The 22418-nt window shown below is 46.7% G+C and carries 1 protein-coding gene; it reads left to right on the top strand.

From position 1 onward, the window contains the following. The first annotated feature begins 261 nt into the window (after positions 1-261). Positions 262-22413: an HYR domain-containing protein gene (locus tag RA156_RS15910; RefSeq protein WP_306641517.1), complete on the top strand. Its 22152-nt coding sequence runs from the start codon at positions 262-264 to the stop codon at positions 22411-22413. The last annotated feature ends 5 nt before the right edge of the window (positions 22414-22418 follow it).

Here is a 22418-nt window from a genome sequence, read left to right as displayed (position 1 = left end):
TGAAAAAAGTGCCCTCAAAACATAACCTTTTGTGTAGTCCTCCAGTAAAAGGATATGAAAACTACGACAACACACACTATCTAACCTGACTAAATACAATTTAGAACCCGATGAGAACGCTAACTACAGATCACTGCAAGAAACCTGAATCTCAGGTACGTTTTTTTGACTCACAACCGTCCTGTCAAAAGCGTTAAGCACACCCTGATTACATAGCGTTACACGCACTTACTAAGTATTTACCCATAACTCCCACAAGTTATGTCTAGTCTAATATTGTCTCTATTTTTTGGTGGATCAAACCGCCATAACGCCTCTACACCAGGCGGTTACGCACATCGCATTGCACAAATTGGTGCAAGTAAATTGGTCTTCACCCTATTGACCTTCGCGATTACTTTCCCATCATTTGCTCAAACGTCATGGACGGAAAACGCATCCGGTTATAACATCGATCTCGGTGGTAACAAGGATGGTGGTTTTGCTTTCTGCGATTATGATCTTGATGGAGATTTTGACCTTGTTGTTAATCGCAACAACCGATCTTACTTCTACCGCAACAACGGTGGTTCATTTACTGATGTAACAAGTTCAGTAGCTCCTGCGCTAGCGTGGGACGGACGTGAACGTTGCGTTGTTTGGGGAGACTTGAACAACGATGGATGGCCTGATTTCGCTAGAAACACCGCCTTCGATGGAATCGAGGTTTACCTCCAAGATCCAACCACCAACACTTTTGGTGATGGAACTGGAGGAAACACGCCTCAAGATTACAATGGGTCGGCTTCGGGTAGTTTCTACGTTGCTGACGGTGTAAACAGTGAAGGGATGGGGTTCCTGGACTACAACGGTGATGGATTCCTCGACATCATTTTCGACAACCACAACTATGGTATTGACATGCTCGAAAATGACGGAACCGGTCATTTCACACATGTAACAGCCATCACAGGTTCCTACCAATGGTGGAATCCAGCGAGCTGGCCTCTAGGATTAGCTCAAGAAGCTACTGACGGTGACTACGGATCAACAACCGACTACGACAATGACGGATGGGTTGATTTCATTGCTCGTAAACGAGATCAGGTTGACTTTTTCCGAAATGTGGGAGGTACTTTCGACGAATCCATTGACGTTGGACAAGCTAGCAATGGAAACAAGGGTGCGGTTAACTTCTCGGATTTCGATAATGACGGTGACTTTGATTTATTCTGGACTGAGAATGATGACAACCAAATCTTTGAAAACGACAACGGTAACTTTGTCGCACTAGGAACTGCAACCGGTATTCCAACAGGCTTTAGCAGCAACCGAATTGACGGTATGACTTGTGGAGACGTTGATAACGATGGTGACATCGATATTTTCCTCGCGGGTGACCAAACAGGAATTTTGTTCATCAACCAGATTAACGACCCAATTCTCGGAGCCAATGTTGGTACTCCGATGACTTTTGTTCAAGACTCTTACACATTCTACAGCGGCGACGGTGAAGGGTCGTCTTTTGTAGACGTTGATAACGATGGTGACCTGGATCTCTATGTGAATATTCGCAATGGGAATAACCGTCTGTTCATCAACCAACTTTCTGGAACTCCTTCTAACAACTACCTTTTTGTAGATATCAAGGAAAACCGTGCGAGCGCAAATATGCCTTCAGGCGTGGAGCGCGATGCACTTGGAGCTACTCTTCGTCTTGTTGACTGTGAAGGGAATGTGATTTCAGGAATCCGCGAGATCAATGGAGGAAATGGACACGGTACACAAGATGTGGCTCGTATCCACTTTGGTCTTCCAAATGGTCCTGCAGATTACTACATCCTTCAGGCTTCTTACCCAAATATCGTTGGTGAAGAACGTCTACAGATCAACGAAGAGATTCGTCCAGCAGACTACGCGTACCAGTTGTACGAGATTGCTCCGGCAGCCTCTACCAACAATGCACCTGAAGGGCAAAACGACATCGTTTACTACACTGAGAATACGACGATCACTGTTGACGTCATCGCTGATAATGGCAACGGTGTAGATAGCGATCCAGATGGAGACCCACTTACAGTGATGACGACTTTGGGAACTGGTCCTTCAAACGGAACAGCAGTAGTCAACGCAAACAACACGATCACTTACACTCCGGATGCGGATTTCACAGGAATCGACAGCTTCACTTACTACTTGTCAGACAACCCAACTTGTCCGGCGGCAGGTATGATCGATGAAGTAACGGTAGAACTGATCTACCAGGGGAGCCTTGACAACTGTGTGATTGGATTCGATCCATACACGTGGACACAGATTTCACCAAACGATGATGGTTCTGTAGGTCCGGTTGCACTTCCATTCGACTTCGACTTGTATGGAACTACATACAGCAGTGTTTACATCAACAACAACGGTAACGTCTCATTTGACAACCCTTACTGGTGGTACACTTCAACTGGTTTCCCGATCACAACCCCAATGGTAGCACCATTCTGGGGCGATGTTGATACACGTGACTGGTTCGCCAACGGTTACCAAGGTGAAGTATGGTACAACGTAACTCCAGACGCACTTTACGTGACTTGGATGAATGTTGGTCCTTACTACGCAGGTACAGCTGCACACGATGACCTTCAAGACACCTTCACTCTTGTAATGAGTGACGGTTCAGGTTCGGTTCTAGCCCCTGGGAATAACGTTGCGTTCTTCTATGGTGACATGGATTGGACAACGGGTAGTGCCTCAGGTGGTACAAACGGATTCGGTGGTTCTCCTGCAACTGTAGGTATCAACGCAGGTAACGGTGTCGATTACATCCTCATGGGTATGTTTGATTCTGACACGGATGACTACGATGGTCCTGCTGGAAACAACGACGGGGTAAACTGGCTAGAAGACCAGTGTCTTGAGTTTGATGTGTCAAGCGCAACAAACTTCCCTCCCGTTGCTCAAGGATTCCCTCAAGGAAACACCATCAACGTTTGTTACGGAGAAACACAAGACATTACGCTCGGATTTACAGGTCCTGAGTTTGCTGAGACTGTTTCTATCAGCATGAACGACTACGCTTGGAGCGGCGTGACTGTAAACAGTAACACACCTGGTAACCCAGGTCAGATCGATCTTACCTTGAACGGTGACGCCGTTGGCACTTACCTTTTGACTTTCACTGCAACAGACAATAACTCTTCTCCTGAATCAACAGTTGTTGACCTTACGGTGAATGTCATTGACTGTAACTGCTCAGCTCCACCAGCTGTTGTTTGTCCTCCAGCTGTTTCTGCAAATACTGACGCAGGTTCATGTGACGGCACCGTCTCGGTTCCTCAACCAAGTGTATTGAGTACTTGCTTTGGCTTCAACGCTCTTGATTTCGAAGCAACCGGAGATTACGTTGGACTACAAGACATCGTTCCAAACGGTGATTTCTCAATTGAATTCTGGTTCCAACCTGAGGCTTCATCTTGGTCAGGAACACTATTTGACATGTCAGAAGACAACGCGGCTCAAGGTTCAAACCAGCGTTACTTCTACATCTCAGGTGATGACAGTGGAATGACTTTCGCCTTCGAATCAGATGACGATGCGGATATTCAAATCGATGCGAACTACGACTTCAGCGAAGTACGTTGGTACCACATTGTAGCTGTAGGTACATTCGGAGCGAACGACCAACACCAACTGTACATTGACGGAACACTTGCAGGATCTGACGATACAGATGCTTCTGCCAAGCCAACGACTTACGAGCTTCCACGCATTGGAACTTATGGGTCTGCTTATGTAGTTCCTCAGAACGAATTCAACGGTTTGATCGACAACTTCCGTATTTACGACACGCGATTGAACTCAACTACAGTGAATGAAATTGCTTGTGGTGATCTGACGGCTGTTCCAAACAACATTGTAACGAACCTAGATTTCGAAGATGGTGCAGGGAGCGCTCAAGCCTCAGATGTAAGCACAAACGGGAATAACGGTGCACTCGTTAACATGGACGTTAACACGGCATGGGTATACTCTGATCTTGTGATGGAGTGTATGACCGTTACCAACGACTACACTGGAACGGACGATGCCTCTGGCATTTACCCGCTTGGTACTACAACGGTAACATGGACTGTGACAAACACTGCAGGTGCAAGTTCTACTTGTTCGCACGACGTCATCGTGGCTGATACAGAAGACCCAACTGCAACTTGTCAAGACGTGACCCTGTACCTTGATGCTTCAGGTCAAGCGTCATTGAACCCTTCTGACATAGAAGTAAGCTCCTCTGATAATTGTGGTATTGCCGATGTCTCTCTAAGTCAAACCACATTCGATTGTTCTGATCTATCTGCTCCTCTTATTGTGAGTTCATCAAATGGCTACGATGTCATTATAGATGTTAATGCGGTGAGCATAAATCCAGCAACAGTGTCGTGTCCGTGGGGATATAACTACACAGTGGAATTAGACTATGATGTGTCTTTCTCTGGTGTGAATATCCCTTCTAACCTCTACACCCTTCAAGGAACAATAGGATGTGACCCTGCGAATCATTTCTTCAATCTTCCTAATTCAGGCGGTTCAGGGAGTGTTACTTCTGCTAACAGCTACAATAGCGATTCTGATTGCGCAACTGCAACTCCAGAATCTTTAGGATGCAATACCATTACTATTCAAATCTCCGGCCCTGGTATTCCAGAAACATTTGTTGTAATGCCTTCAAATACGGTTCCCGTAGATCTGATTGTTGAAGATAATGCCGGAAACATTGGAACTTGCACAGCAAACATCACCATCATTGATGACATTGCACCTACAATCACATGTGCAGCTGACATTACTGCTTCGACCAATGCTGCTGGATGTACTGCGAACGTAACCGTTCCTGCTCCTTCTACAGCTGACAACTGCTCTGTTGCTTCTCTAACGAATGACTACAACGGTACAGCAAGTGCTAATGACAACTACCCGGTAGGTACAACGACTATTACGTGGACTGTGACTGACAACGCAGGTAACACGGCAACATGTACTCAAAATATTACTGTTACTAACAACCTTTCAGCTAACGCTGGAACGAACGTGACCATCTGTGAAGGAGAGTCTACCACCCTGACAGCTTCTGCTACAGGTTCTGGTCCGTTCAACTACTTGTGGGATAGCGGACTTGGAACAGGAGCATCGCATACGGTGTCTCCTATTCCTTCTGCTTATGCCAACGAAAACTTCACGTACAACGTGACAGTAACAGACGCGAACGGATGTACAGATACTGATCAGGTGACTGTAACAGTTATGTCAACTCCTGACGCAACATACACTACTGTTGATCCAACATGTGGATTGAACAACGGATCAATCACTTTCAACTTTGTTGATCACCCAAATCGCAGTTCAATTGAATTCAGCTTGAACGGAGGTTCGTCTTACCAGTCAGCTGTTGCAGACAATGCAGGCACAGTGACATACAACGGACTTGCTCCTGGTTCATACACATTGACAACGCGTTGGGGTAACGACCAATGTCCAATTACTCTAGGAACAGTAGTTCTCACTGATATTGACAACACACCTCCAACAGTTTCTTGTCCTTCAAACATTTCAGTAGGAGCAAGTGCTGTAGGATGCAATGCTTCGGTAACTGTACCTCCAGTGACAGCGAACGACAACTGCTCAATCGCATCAATCGTAAATGATTACACAGGTACATCAAACGCTTCTGGCACTTACCCAGTAGGAATAACAACGGTAAACTGGACGGTAACTGACTACAACGGAAACACGGCTACTTGCTCAATGACGGTAACTGTGGTTGATGACGTAGATCCTACGATTGCTTGTCCGGCGAATATCTCGGTTGGAACTGACACTGATGACTGTTTCGCAACTGTTTCTTTAGGAACGCCAACAACGAATGACAACTGTGGTGTGGCTTCTGTAGCGAACAATGCTCCAGCTACATTCCCAATCGGAACAACAAACGTTGTATGGACTGTAACTGACAATGCAGGTAACACTGCTACTTGTACACAGACAGTTACTGTTACTGATGACGAAGACCCTACGATCTCTTGCCCATCTAACATCTCGGTGGGTACAGATGCTGATGACTGTTTCGCAACTGTTGCGCTAGGAACGCCGACAACGAATGACAACTGTGGTGTTGCTTCTGTATCGAACAACGCTCCAGCTACATTCCCAATCGGAACGACTAACGTTGTTTGGACTGTGACTGACAACGCGGGTAACACGGCTACTTGTACACAGACGGTAACCGTAGCTGATGACGAAAACCCAACGATCTCTTGTGCGGGGAATGTTAGTGTAAATACAAATGCTGCTGGATGTACTGCGAACGTAACGGTTCCTGCTCCTTCTACAGCTGATAATTGTTCTGTTGCTTCTGTAACGAATGATTACAACGGTACAGCAAGCGCCAATGACAATTACCCGGTAGGTACAACGACTATTACATGGACTGTGACTGACAACGCAGGTAACACAGCAACATGTACTCAAAATATTACTGTTACTAACAACCTTTCAGCTAACGCTGGAACGAACGTGACCATCTGTGAAGGAGAGTCTACCACCCTGACAGCTTCTGCTACAGGTTCTGGTCCGTTCAACTACTTGTGGGATGGCGGACTTGGAACAGGAGCATCGCATACGGTGTCTCCTATTCCTTCTGCTTATGCCAACGAAAACTTCACGTACAACGTGACGGTAACAGACGCGAACGGATGTACATCTACAGATCAAGTAACTGTGACTGTGGAGTCAACTCCAGACGCAACATACACTACGGTTGATCCAACATGTGGATTGAACAACGGATCAATCACTTTCAACTTTGCCGATCATCCAAACCGTACAGGTATCGAATTCAGCATTGACGGAGGATCTTCATACGAAACCACTGTAGCTGACAATATTGGATCTGTTACTTACAATGGATTGGCGCCTGGATCATACACATTGCTTGCTCGCTGGGGTAACAATGAATGTCCAATCACTCTAGGAACAGTAGTTCTCACTGATATTGACAACACTCCTCCAACAGTTTCTTGTCCTTCAAACATTTCAGTAGGAGCAAGTGCTGCAGGATGTAACGCTTCAGTAACTGTACCTCCAGTAACAGCGAACGACAACTGTTCAATCGCATCAATCGTAAATGATTACACAGGTACATCTGATGCTTCTGGCACATACCCAGTAGGAACAACAACTGTAAACTGGACAGTAACAGATTACAACGGAAACACGGCTACTTGTTCAATGACAGTAACTGTGGTTGACGACGTAGACCCTACGATTGCTTGTCCGGCGAACATCTCTGTTGGAACTGACACTGATGACTGTTTCGCTACAGTAGCTCTAGGAACGCCGACAACGAATGACAACTGTGGTGTGGCTTCTGTATCGAACAATGCTCCAGCAACATTCCCAATTGGAACAACAAACGTTGTATGGACCGTAACAGACAATGCTGGTAATACTGCAACGTGTGTTCAGACAGTGACTGTTGCAGATGACGAAGATCCTACGATCTCTTGTCCGGCGAACATCTCGGTTGGAACTGACACTGATGACTGTTTCGCTACAGTAGCTCTAGGAACTCCGACAACTGATGATAACTGTGGTGTCGCTTCTGTATCGAACAATGCTCCTGCGACATTCCCTGTAGGAACAACGAATGTTGTTTGGACCGTAACAGACAATGCTGGCAACACTGCTACTTGTGTGCAGACGGTGACAGTAGCTGACGACGAAGATCCTACAATCTCGTGTCCTGGCAACATCTCAGTTGGAACGGATAACGATGATTGTTTCGCGACGGTAGCGCTTGGTACGCCAACTACTGATGATAATTGCGGGGTGGCTTCTGTAACGAATAACGCACCTTCTACATTCCCTCTTGGAACAACAACTGTTACATGGACTGTGACTGACAACGCTGGTAATTCAGCAACATGTTCACAGACAGTAACGGTATCAGACAACGAAAATCCAACAATCTCGTGTCCTGGCAACATCTCAGTTGGAACGGATAACGATGATTGTTTCGCGACGGTAGCGCTTGGTACTCCAACTACGGATGATAACTGTGGGGTTTCATCTGTAGTGAACGATGCACCAGCTACTTTCCCTGTCGGAACAACAAACGTTACTTGGACTGTAACAGACAACGCAGGTAATACTGCAACGTGTGTTCAAACGGTAACGGTTGCTGACGACGAAAATCCGACAATCTCTTGTCCTGCTAACATCTCGGTTGGAACGGATAACGACGATTGTTTTGCGACTGTAGCGCTAGGAGCGCCAAGTACAACTGACAACTGTGGGGTTGCATCAGTTGTAAATGACGCTCCTGCTACATTCCCACTTGGAACAACAACTGTCACATGGACAGTAACAGATAATGCTGGTAATACAGCAACTTGTGTGCAGACTGTAACGGTTGCTGACGACGAGGATCCTACGATCTCTTGTCCGGCGAACATCTCGGTTGGAACGGATAACGACGATTGTTTTGCAACAGTCACTCTTGGTACGCCAACTACAGATGATAACTGTGCAGTAGCTTCCGTATCGAACGATGCGCCTGCGACATTCCCAATCGGTACAACAACCGTTACTTGGACTGTAACTGACAATGCTGGAAACACTGCCACTTGTGTTCAGACGGTAACAGTTGCTGATGATGAAAACCCAACGATCTCTTGTCCAGCGAATATCTCAGTTGGAACTGATGATGACGACTGTTTTGCAACAGTTGCTCTTGGTACGCCAACAACTGATGACAACTGTGGTGTTGCGGACGTTTCTAACGACGCACCAGCTACTTTCCCAATCGGTACAACGAACGTTACTTGGACTGTAACTGACAACGCAGGTAACTCTGCAACATGTGTTCAGACGGTGACAGTGTCTGATGACGAGAACCCAACGATCTCTTGTCCAGCGAATATCTCAGTTGGAACTGATGATGACGACTGTTTTGCAACAGTTGCTCTTGGTACGCCAACAACTGATGATAACTGTGGTGTTGCGAACGTTTCTAACGACGCACCAGCTACATTCCCAATCGGTACAACGAACGTTACTTGGACTGTAACTGACAACGCAGGTAACACTGCTACTTGTGTACAGACTGTAACAGTTGCTGATGATGAAAACCCAACGATCTCTTGCCCAGCGAACATCTCGGTTGGAACTGATGATGATGACTGTTTTGCAACAGTTGCTCTTGGTACTCCAACTACTGATGATAACTGTGCAGTAGCTTCTGTATCGAATGATGCACCTGCTACTTTCCCAATTGGTACAACGAACGTTACTTGGACTGTAACAGACAACGCAGGTAACTCCGCAACATGTATTCAGACTGTAACAGTTGCTGATGATGAAGACCCTACGATCGATTGCCCAGCGAACATCTCAGTTGGAACTGACGATGACGACTGTTTCGCGACAGTGGCTCTTGGTACGCCAACTACCGACGATAACTGTGCAGTAGCTTCTGTATCGAATGATGCTCCTGCTACTTTCCCTATCGGTACTACAAACGTTACTTGGACTGTAACTGACAACGCAGGTAACACTGCAACATGTGTGCAGACTGTAACAGTTGCTGATGACGAGAACCCAACGATCTCTTGTCCAGCAAACATCTCTGTTGGTACTGATGATGACGACTGTTTTGCAACCGTAGCATTGGGTACTCCAACTACTGATGATAACTGTGCAGTAGCTTCTGTATCGAATGATGCGCCTGCTACTTTCCCTATCGGAACGACAAACGTTACTTGGACTGTAACTGACAACGCAGGTAACACTGCTACTTGTGTACAGACTGTAACAGTTGCTGATGACGAGAACCCAACGATCTCTTGTCCAGCAAACATCTCGGTTGGTACTGATGATGACGACTGTTTCGCGACGGTAGCGCTTGGTACTCCAACTACTGATGATAACTGTGGTGTTGCTTCAGTATCGAATAACGCTCCTGCTACTTTCCCTATCGGAACTACGAACGTTACTTGGACTGTAACTGACAACGCGGGTAACACTGCTACTTGTGTACAGACTGTAACAGTTGCTGATGATGAAAACCCAACGATCTCTTGCCCAGCGAACATCTCGGTTGGAACAGACGATGACGACTGTTTCGCGACAGTTGCACTAGGAACTCCAACTACTGATGATAACTGTGCAGTAGCTTCTGTATCAAACGATGCGCCTGCTACTTTCCCAATCGGTACTACGAACGTTACATGGACAGTAACAGATAACGCAGGTAACACTGCAACGTGTGTTCAGACAGTAACAGTTGCTGATGACGAGAACCCAACGATCTCTTGTCCAGCAAACATCTCGGTTGGTACTGATGATGACGACTGTTTCGCGACAGTGGCTCTTGGAACACCAACTACTGATGATAACTGTGGTGTAGCTTCTGTATCAAACGATGCACCTGCAACTTTCCCAATCGGAACAACGAACGTTACATGGACTGTAACTGACAACGCGGGTAACACTGCTACTTGTGTACAGACTATAACCGTTGCTGATGACGAAGACCCTACGATCGATTGCCCAGCGAATATCTCAGTTGGAACTGACGATGACGACTGTTTCGCGACAGTGGCTCTTGGTACGCCAACTACCGACGATAACTGTGCAGTAGCTTCTGTATCGAATGATGCTCCTGCTACTTTCCCTATTGGTACTACAAACGTTACTTGGACTGTAACTGACAACGCGGGTAACACTGCAACGTGCGTGCAGACGGTAACAGTTGCTGACGACGAGAATCCTACGATCTCTTGTCCAGTGAACATCTCTGTTGGAACTGACGATGACGACTGTTTCGCGACTGTAGCTCTTGGTACGCCAACAACTGATGATAATTGCGGTGTGGCGAACGTTTCTAACGACGCACCAGCGACATTCCCGATCGGTACAACGAACGTTACATGGACTGTAACTGACAACGCGGGTAACACTGCAACGTGTGTTCAGACAGTAACAGTTGCTGACGACGAGGATCCCACGATCATTTGTCCTGGAAACATCACACAGCCTGCTGATGACGGAGAGTCGTTCGCAACGGTGACTATTCCTGTTCCAACTACTGATGACAACTGTGCGGTTGTTTCAGTAACCAACGACATTACAGGTACTGATAATGCTTCAGGAACCTACCCTCTAGGTATTACAACAATCACTTGGACAGTAACTGATGCTGCAGGAAACACAACTACTTGTGTTCAAACTGTAAACATCAGCGACGACGAAGCCCCTGAGATTACTTGTCCTGGAGATCAAACAGAAAACTTTGACGCTGACTGTGCATTGACTCTTCCTGATTACACAGGATTGGGAACTGCCACAGATAACACTGACCCTATTCTAATCATCACACAGTCTCCAGCTCCTGGAACTGTAGTTACTTCAGATACCGTTGTCACATTAAGCACCACTGATTCAGCGGGGAACACAAGTACATGTTCATTTACAGTGATCATTACTGACGTGATTAACCCAACTATTAGCTGTCCTGCCGACCTGACACAAACCGCTGACAACGGTAACTGTAGTGCTCTTGTTACAATCGCTATTCCAACTACAGATGACAACTGTAGCGTTGCCTCAGTAATCAACGATTACACAGGAACCAACAACGCTACGGGCACTTACCCTGTAGGAGTAACAACGGTAACGTACACTGTTGCTGATGGATCTGGGAACACAACAACTTGTAGCTTCACTGTAACGGTAACAGATAACGAAGCGCCTGTTATTACTTGTCCTGCGAACATCACGCAAACAGCTGACGCTGGAGTATGTGAAGCAAGCGTTAGCGTTCCTGCGCTAGCAGCAAACGACAACTGCGACATTGACACTATCGTTAACGACTACAACGGAACTGATGATGCCTCTGACGATTACCCTGTAGGAACAACAACAGTGACTTTCACAGTAACTGACATCCACGGTAACGTTTCAACGTGTGCATTCACTGTTACAGTGACTGACAACGAAAACCCAACGATTGATTGCCCAGCAAACATCTCAGTTGGTACTGACGATGACGACTGTTTTGCAACAGTTGCGCTTGGTACGCCAACAACTGATGATAACTGTGGTGTTGCTTCAGTATCGAATAACGCTCCTGCTACTTTCCCTATCGGAACTACGAACGTTACTTGGACTGTAACTGACAACGCGGGTAACACTGCTACTTGTGTGCAGACAGTAACGGTTGCTGACGACGAAAACCCAACGATCTCTTGTCCAGCAAACATCTCAGTGGGTACTGACGATGATGACTGTTTCGCGACGGTTGCGCTTGGTACGCCAACTACTGATGATAACTGTGGTGTAGCTTCTGTATCGAATGATGCGCCTGCTACATTCCCACTAGGAACAACTAACGTTACTTGGACTGTAACTGACAACGCGGGTAACACTGCAACGTGTGTTCAGACAGTAACGGTTGCTGATGATGAAGACCCAACGATCTCTTGTCCAGCAAACATCTCAGTGGGTACTGACGATGATGACTGTTTCGCGACAGTTGCTCTCGGAACTCCAATGACTGACGATAACTGTGGTGTAGCTTCTGTATCGAATGACGCACCTGCTACTTTCCCAATCGGAACTACAAACGTTACTTGGACTGTAACTGACAACGCGGGTAACACTGCAACGTGTGTGCAGACGGTAACAGTTGCTGACGACGAGAATCCTACGATCTCTTGTCCAGCCAACATCTCTGTTGGTACTGATGATGACGATTGTTTTGCAACAGTTGCGCTAGGTACGCCAACTACTGATGATAACTGTGCGGTAGCTTCTGTATCGAATGATGCGCCTGCTACTTTCCCAATCGGTACTACAAACGTCACTTGGACTGTAACTGATAATGCGGGTAACACTGCAACGTGTGTGCAGACAGTAACAGTTGCTGATGACGAGAACCCAACGATCTCTTGTCCAGCAAACATCTCAGTGGGTACTGATGATGACGACTGTTTCGCGACAGTTGCTCTAGGAACTCCAACAACTGACGACAACTGTGGTGTTGCGAACGTTTCTAACGACGCACCAGCTACATTCCCACTAGGAACTACAAACGTTACTTGGACTGTAACTGATAACGCAGGTAACACTGCTACTTGTGTGCAGACAGTGACTGTGACTGATGATGAAGATCCGACGATCGATTGCCCAGCGAACATCTCTGTTGGTACTGACGATAACGACTGTTTCGCGACAGTTGCGCTAGGTACACCAACTGCTGATGATAACTGTGGTGTAGCTTCTGTTTCAAACGATGCACCAGCAACATTCCCAATCGGTACAACAAACGTTACTTGGACTGTAACTGACAACGCTGGTAACACTGCAACATGTGTTCAGACTGTAACGGTTGCTGACGATGAAATTCCATCAATCGATTGTCCTGCTGACATCAACGTTTCTGCAGATGCCAACTGTGCGTTCACTGTAGGTAACTACATCAGCATGGTGACTTCGGATGATAACTGTGACCTATCACTTGACATCACTCAATCACCGGCTCCAGGAACTGTGGTTACTGGAACTACTACTGTAACGATGACGTCAACTGATGATGCTGGGAATAGCAACAGCTGTACTTTCCAGTTGATTGTTGAAGACAACACGGATCCTGTGATCACTACTTGTGCTCCAGATGCTACTATCAACGTTGATGGTGATTGTGAAGCGCTACTTCCTGATTACACTTCGCTAGCTGCGGCTACTGATAACTGTGACACGGATGTTACTTTCACTCAGTCTCCTGCTCCTGGTACTTCATTCGCTGGACACGGTACAGTGATCACTGTGACCTTGACTGCGACTGACGACAACGGAAACACGGATGAGTGTACGTTCGATGTGACGCTACTTGATGACATCAACCCAACGATTGATTGTCCAGCGAACATCACCGTAACTGCTGACGCGAACAACTGTGACGCTGCAGTAACCATCCCAGTTCCTTCAACCGATGATAACTGTGTGGTAGCTTCTGTGATCAATGATTACACAGGTACTGACAACGCTTCTGCTACTTACCCAGTAGGAACGACAACAGTGACGTACACTGTTACTGATGTTGCAGGGAACACAGCAATGTGCTCATTCACTGTAACAGTAACTGATAACGAAGCGCCTTCGATTGTTTGTCCTGCTGATATCACGGTTTCAGCTGACGCTGGAAACTGTGACGCGGCTATCACAATCGCTATTCCTACTACGGATGATAATTGTGCGGTGGCTTCTGTAGTCAACAACTACAACAACACAAACAATGCTTCTGACACTTACCCTGTGGGTACAACTACAGTAATCTACACTGTAACGGATATCCACGGAAACGATACTACTTGTGCGTTCGACATCACGGTTACCGACAACGAGATCCCTGAGATCACTTGTCCTGCCAACCTAACACAAACTGCTGATAACGGTAGCTGTGATGCGTTCGTCGCAATTCCTGTTCCTGCAACAGATGACAACTGTACGGTAGCTTCTGTAATCAATGATTACACAGGTACTGATGATGCTTCTGCTACTTACCCAGTAGGAACGACAACAGTAACATACACGGTAACTGATGCAGCGGGGAACATTGAAACATGTGCTTTCACAGTGACAATCACTGACGACGAAGCGCCTGAGATTACTTGTCCTGCGAACATCACACAAACAGCTGACGCTGGAGTATGTGAAGCAAGCGTTAGCGTTCCTGCGCTAGCAGAAGATGACAACTGTGCAGTAGACACCATCGTGAATGACTACAACGGTACTGACGATGCTTCAGATGTATACCCGGTAGGTACTACCACTGTGACTTTCACGGTAACTGACATCCACGGTAACGTTTCAACGTGTGCATTCACTGTTACAGTGACTGACAACGAAAACCCAACGATTGATTGCCCTGCGAACATCTCTGTTGGAACTGATGATGATGACTGTTTCGCAACAGTTGCGCTAGGTACGCCAATTGCGGATGATAACTGTGCGGTCGCTTCTGTATCAAATGATGCGCCTGCTACATTCCCTATCGGTACTACAAACGTGACTTGGACTGTAACTGATAACGCAGGTAACACTGCTACTTGTGTGCAGACAGTAACTGTTGCTGATGACGAAGATCCAACGATCGATTGCCCAGCGAACATCTCTGTTGGTACTGACGATGACGACTGTTTCGCGACAGTTTCACTTGGCACACCAACGACTGACGATAACTGTGCGGTAGCTTCTGTATCAAACGATGCGCCTGCTACATTCCCACTAGGAACTACAACCGTTACTTGGACTGTAACTGACAACGCGGGTAACACTGCAACGTGTGTTCAGACTGTGACTGTTGCTGATGATGAAGATCCTACGATCGATTGTCCAGCGAACATCTCTGTTGGTACTGACGATAACGACTGTTTCGCGACAGTTGCGCTAGGTACACCAACTACTGATGATAACTGTGGTGTTGCGAACGTTTCTAACGATGCACCAGCAACATTCCCAATCGGAACGACGAACGTTACCTGGACCGTAACTGATAACGCGGGTAACACTGCAACATGTGTACAGACAGTGACAGTTGCTGACGATGAAATTCCATCAATTGATTGTCCTGCTGATATTAGCGTATCAGCTGACGCCAACTGTGCCTTCACAGTAGGAAACTACTTGGCGATGGTATCAGCAGATGACAACTGTGATACTTCACTTGATCTAGTTCAAGTTCCAGCTCCTGGAGACATCGTTGCGGGTACAACAACAGTAACTGTTACTGCGACTGATGATGCTGGGAACAGCAACAGCTGTACTTTCCAGTTGATTGTTGAAGACAACACGGATCCTGTGATCACTACTTGTGCTCCAGATGCTACTATCAACGTTGATGGTGATTGTGAAGCGCTACTTCCTGATTACACTTCGCTAGCTGCGGCTACTGATAACTGTGACACGGATGTTACTTTCACTCAGTCTCCTGCTCCTGGTACTTCATTCGCTGGACACGGTACAGTGATCACTGTGACCTTGACTGCGACTGACGACAACGGAAACACGGATGAGTGTACCTTCGATGTGACGCTACTTGATGACATCGACCCAACGATTGATTGTCCAGCGAACATCACCGTAACTGCTGACGCGAACAACTGTGACGCTGCAGTAACCATCCAAGTTCCTTCAACCGATGATAACTGTGTGGTAGCTTCTGTGATCAATGATTACACAGGTACTGACAACGCTTCTGCTACTTACCCAGTAGGAACGACAACAGTGACGTACACTGTTACTGATGTTGCAGGGAACACAGCAATGTGCTCATTCACTGTAACAGTAACTGATAACGAAGCGCCTTCGATTGTTTGTCCTGCTGATATCACGGTTTCAGCTGACGCTGGAAACTGTGACGCGGCTATCACAATCGCTATTCCTACTACGGATGATAATTGTGCGGTGGCTTCTGTAGTCAACAACTACAACAACACAAACAATGCTTCTGACACTTACCCTGTGGGTACAACTACAGTAATCTACACTGTAACGGATATCCACGGAAACGATACTACTTGTGCGTTCGACATCACGGTTACCGACAACGAGATCCCTGAGATCACTTGTCCTGCCAACCTAACACAAACTGCTGATAACGGTAGCTGTGATGCGTTCGTCGCAATTCCTGTTCCTGCAACAGATGACAACTGTACGGTAGCTTCTGTAATCAATGATTACACAGGTACTGATGATGCTTCTGCTACTTACCCAGTAGGAACGACAACAGTAACATACACGGTAACTGATGCAGCGGGGAACATTGAAACATGTGCTTTCACAGTGACAATCACTGACGACGAAGCGCCTGAGATTACTTGTCCTGCGAACATCACACAAACAGCTGACGCTGGAGTATGTGAAGCAAGCGTTAGCGTTCCTGCGATCGCAGAAGACGATAACTGTGCAGTAGACACCATCGTGAATGACTACAATGGTACTGACGATGCTTCAGATGTATACCCGGTAGGTACTACCACTGTGACTTTCACGGTAACTGACATCCACGGTAACGTTTCAACGTGTGCATTCACTGTAACGGTGACTGACAACGAAAACCCAACGATTGATTGCCCTGCGAACATCACTCAAGCTGCAGATGCAGGCTCATGTGATGGAACGGTAATCGTACCACTACCAACAACTGACGATAACTGTGCAGTAGCTTCTGTAGAGAACGACTTCAACGGTACAGATAACGCTTCTGGAGTTTACCCTCCAGGAAACACAACAGTAATCTGGACTGTAACGGACATTCATGGAAATGAAGCGCAGTGCTCAATGGTAGTAACCATCGTTGACAGCGAAGATCCTGCGATCATTTGTCCTGACGACATTAACCAAACGGCGGATGCTGGAGTATGTGAAGCGCTGGTATCGATTGCGATTCCTCCAACTTCTGACAACTGTGGTATCGCGAGCGTAACGAACGATTACAACGGTTCAAACGACGCAACAGACGTTTACCCAGTTGGAACAACAACTGTGACTTACACAATCATTGACAACGCTGGAAACCAATCACAGTGTTCATTCGAAGTGACAATCACTGACGATGAAGCACCAGTGATCACTTGTCCGGGTGACATCAACCAAACGGCGGATGCTACAGTATGTGAGGCAAGCGTTAGCGTTCCTGCGCTAGCAGCAACTGACAACTGCGATATCGCATCGATCGTGAACGACTACAACGGAACTGCGGATGCTTCTGACGTGTACCCAGTTGGAACAACTACAGTGACTTACACAGTGACTGATATCCATGGTAACGTTTCAACATGTCAATTCACTGTCACAGTGAATGATGATGAAGCACCGGTAATCACTTGTCCGGCTGATATCAACCAGACGGCAGATGCTACAGTATGTGAAGCAAGCGTTAGCGTTCCTGCGCTAACAGCAACTGACAACTGCGATATCGCATCCATCGTGAATGATTACAATGGTACTGCAGATGCTTCTGATGTGTACCCAGTTGGAACAACAACGGTGACGTACACCGTGACTGATATCCACGGTAACGTTTCAACATGTGCGTTCACTGTCACAGTAACTGATGATGAAGCTCCGGTAATTACTTGCCCTGCTGATATCAACCTAACAGCGGATGCTACAGTATGTGAAGCAAGCGTTAGCGTTCCTGCGCTAGCAGCAACTGACAACTGTGATATCGCATCGATCGTGAACGATTACAACGGAACTGCTAATGCATCTGACGTGTATCCAGAAGGAACAACTACGGTGACGTACACAGTGACTGATATCCACGGTAACGTTTCAATATGCGCTTTCACTGTAACAGTGACGGATGATGAAGCTCCGGTAATTACTTGCCCGGCTGATATCAACCAGACAGCGGATGCTACAGTATGTGAAGCAAGCGTTAGCGTTCCTGCGCTAGCAGCAACTGACAACTGTGATATCGCATCAATCATGAACGATTACAACGGAACTGCGGATGCATCTGACGTGTATCCAGTTGGAACAACTACGGTGACGTACACAGTGACTGATATCCACGGAAACGTTTCAACATGTGAATTCACTGTAACAGTGACGGATGATGAAGCTCCGGTAATTACTTGCCCTGCTGATATCAACCAGACGGCGGATGCTACAGTATGTGAAGCAAGCGTTAGCGTTCCTGCGCTAGCAGCAACTGACAACTGTGATATCGCATCAATCGTGAACGATTACAACGGTACTGCAGATGCTTCTGATGTCTACCCTGTAGGAACAACTACGGTGACTTACACAGTAACTGATATCCACGGAAACGTCTCAACATGTGCGTTCACAGTGACAGTAACTGATGACGAAGCACCAGCAATTAACTGCCCTGCGTCAATCACTCAAACTGCGGATGCAGGTGGTTGTGACGCTGTAGTATCGATTCCAGTTCCAACAGGTGATGATAACTGTGGTGTAGCGTCTATCGTGAACGATTACAACGGTACTGCGGATGCTTCAGACATCTACACCATCGGAACTACAACAGTAACATGGACGATCACTGATATCCATGGAAACACAGAAACGTGTGCGATCGAAGTAACAATTACTGACGACGAACTTCCAGTGATTAACTGTCCTTCAGACATCACTCAAACAGCAGATGCTGGAGTATGTGAAGCAATGATCTCGATTGACCTTCCATTCACAGATGATAACTGTGGAGTGGCGAGCGCAACAAACGATTACAACGGATCAGCAGATGCGTCTGATGTATACCCAGTAGGGACAACAGTTGTGACTTATACTGTAGTAGATAATGCTGGAAATGAAACGCAGTGTACGTTTGAAGTAACAGTAACTGACGATGAAGCACCAGTCATCACTTGTCCGGCTGAGATCAACCAAACAGCGGATGCTGGAGTGTGTGAAGCAAGCGTTAGCGTTCCTGCGCTAGCAGCAACAGACAACTGTGATATCGCATCGATCGTGAACGACTACAACGGTACTTCAGACGCTTCTGACGTGTACCCAGTAGGAACAACAACGGTGACATTCACAGTGACGGATATCCACGGAAATGTAACTGAATGTGCATTCAACGTGACAGTAACTGATGACGAAGCGCCAGTTATTACTTGTCCTGAAAACATCATCCAGACAGCGGACGCTGGGGTGTGTGAGGCAGTAATTACAATCCCTGCGATTGAGACGGCTGATAACTGTGCGGTTGACACGATTGTGAATGATTACAACGGAACTGCGGATGCTTCGGATGTATACCCAGTTGGAACAACGACTGTGACGTACACAGTGACTGATATCCACGGTAACGTTTCAATCTGCGCATTCACTGTAACAGTAACTGATGACGAAGTGCCTGTGATTACTTGTCCTGAAGACATGGTAGAGTTGGTTGACGATGCATGTGAATTCATCATCCCTGATTACACTGCGCTTGCAGTCACTTCAGACAACTGTGACCTTGACCTTGATTTGACTCAAGTGCCAGCACCAGGAACTGTAATCTCAGGATCCGGAACATTGCAGGTGATTGAAATCACGGCTACGGATGATAGCGGGAACAACACAACGTGTGCCTTCAACATCACCTTGGATGATGTGATCGCTCCATCGATTGTTTGTCCTGAGAACCAAACTGAGATTGTAGACGGTGACTGTAACTTCGAGATTCCAGATTACACTGGAATGGCAGTAGCTGCTGACAACTGTAGTGTGCCTGTGCTATCACAAGTTCCAGCAGTAGGTACCATCGTAGGACTTGGAACTCATGATGTAACAATCACAGCTGTTGACCCAGACGGAAACGAAACGAGCTGTACGTTCCAGATCAACGTGATCGATAGCACACCTCCGATGATCGTTTGTCCAGAAGATCAGATTGAGCCACTTGGTGATGACTGTTCATTCACTCTTCCTGACTACTTGTCAATGGTAGAGAGCAACGATAACTGTAGCGATGTTACATTGACGCAAAGTCCGGCTGCAGGCACTGAGATCTTCGAAAACACAACGATCACAGTGATGTCAGAAGATATCTACGGAAACTTCTCACTATGCCAGTTCGAAGTGATCCTAGAAGACTTCATCGCACCAACGATTGTTTGTCCGGCAGACATCGAGTTGAACAATGACCTTGGAGTATGTGGTGCACTTGTGAACTACGACCTTCCTGAAACGGATGATAACTGTACAGTAGCATCTCTTGTATTGACTGAAGGACTGAACTCTGGAGAAGTATTCCCAGTGGGTCAAACGGTAGTGAGCTACGAAGTAACTGACGGATTCGGAAACACAGCTAACTGTTCATTCACTGTAACGGTGATTGACAACGAGCTTCCAACGATCACTTGTGCTGCAGATATCTTCGCTAACGCGGATGCTGATCAATGTGGTACGGTAGTGACTTACGATCTGCCTACGACTTCTGATAACTGCGCTATCGCGGAAGTGAATATGATTGAAGGGTTGGCTTCAGGAGAAGTATTCCCAGTAGGAATCACCACAGTGACTTACGAAGCGATCGATGTCAACGGAAACGTAAACACATGCAGCTTCAATGTTGAGATCACTGATACACTTGCACCAGTAGTAGACGGATGTCTTGAGAACATCGTGGTTGAAAACGACCTGGATGAATGTGGTGCAGTGGTTGACTTTGAATTGCCAACTGCCACTGATAATTGTGCAGTGACTGCTGTAGTTCTTGAACTTGGATTGGAGCCTGGAAGCTTCTTCCCACTTGGAACTACAGAGATGACTTACTCATTCACTGATGAGGCTGGAAACACAAGCTACTGCTCGTTCTCAGTAACAGTGAACGACACACAGGAAGCAACAATTACTTGTCCTGGTGACATGACAGTATCAAACGATACTGGCATCTGTGGAGCATTCGTGAACTACCCACTACCTACAGTAACTGATAACTGTGAAGCTGGTGAAGTAGTAATGCTTGAAGGAATTCCTTCAGGAGAACTCTTCCCGGTAGGTGAGACGGTATTGAGTTTCGAGGTGATTGATGGAAGTGGAAATGTGAGCAACTGTAGCTTCATTGTAACAGTGGAAGACACAGAAGCTCCAGTGATCCTTTGCCCGGAAGACATCACACAGATTGACCCAGTGGTATTCTTCGACGAGCCATTCTTCACTGACAACTGTGAAGCGAACTTGATCCTTCTTGAAGGAATGGAAAGTGGAAGCGAATTCCCTCACGGATACACTGAGATTGTATACGTAGCAACTGACCTTGCTGGAAATGCTGACACTTGTAGCTTCACGATCTTGGTGAACACTCCTCCAGTAGCTGAAGATGATACAGCAGAAGTATTCGAGGAAGACGATGATATCAACATCGACCCACTAGATAACGACTACGATCCAGACGGCGATGATATCACGATCACTTATGTGGAAGCACAGAACGGTGATGTGACTATCAACAGCGCTGGAGGAATCAACTACGATCCATTCCTTGACTGGTGTGGAACTGATACGATCACTTACGTTATCTGCGACCCATTCATGGCTTGCGATACGGCACAGATCGTCGTAGAAGTTGAGTGTTTCATTGACCTCATCATCCCAGAAGGTATTTCACCTGATGGCGACGGAGTGAATGATACATTCGAGATCATCGGACTGGAAGACTACCCAGTTAACCGACTAAGCATCTACAACCGTTGGGGACGTCTGGTTTACGAATCAGAAGACTACCAGAACGATTGGGATGGAACATCACAGGATGCCTTGACTCTAGGGTCAGGAGCCCTTCCTGAAGGAACCTACTTCATTGTACTTGAACTGGAGAACGGAGCACTCCGCCCAGTGAAAGGATACGTTTACCTCAACCGATAAGAAAA

The sequence above is a fragment of the Sanyastnella coralliicola genome (assembly GCF_030845195.1).
Lineage (GTDB): Bacteria > Bacteroidota > Bacteroidia > Flavobacteriales_D > Sanyastnellaceae > Sanyastnella > Sanyastnella coralliicola.
This window is presented reverse-complemented; position numbering and strand designations above follow the sequence as displayed.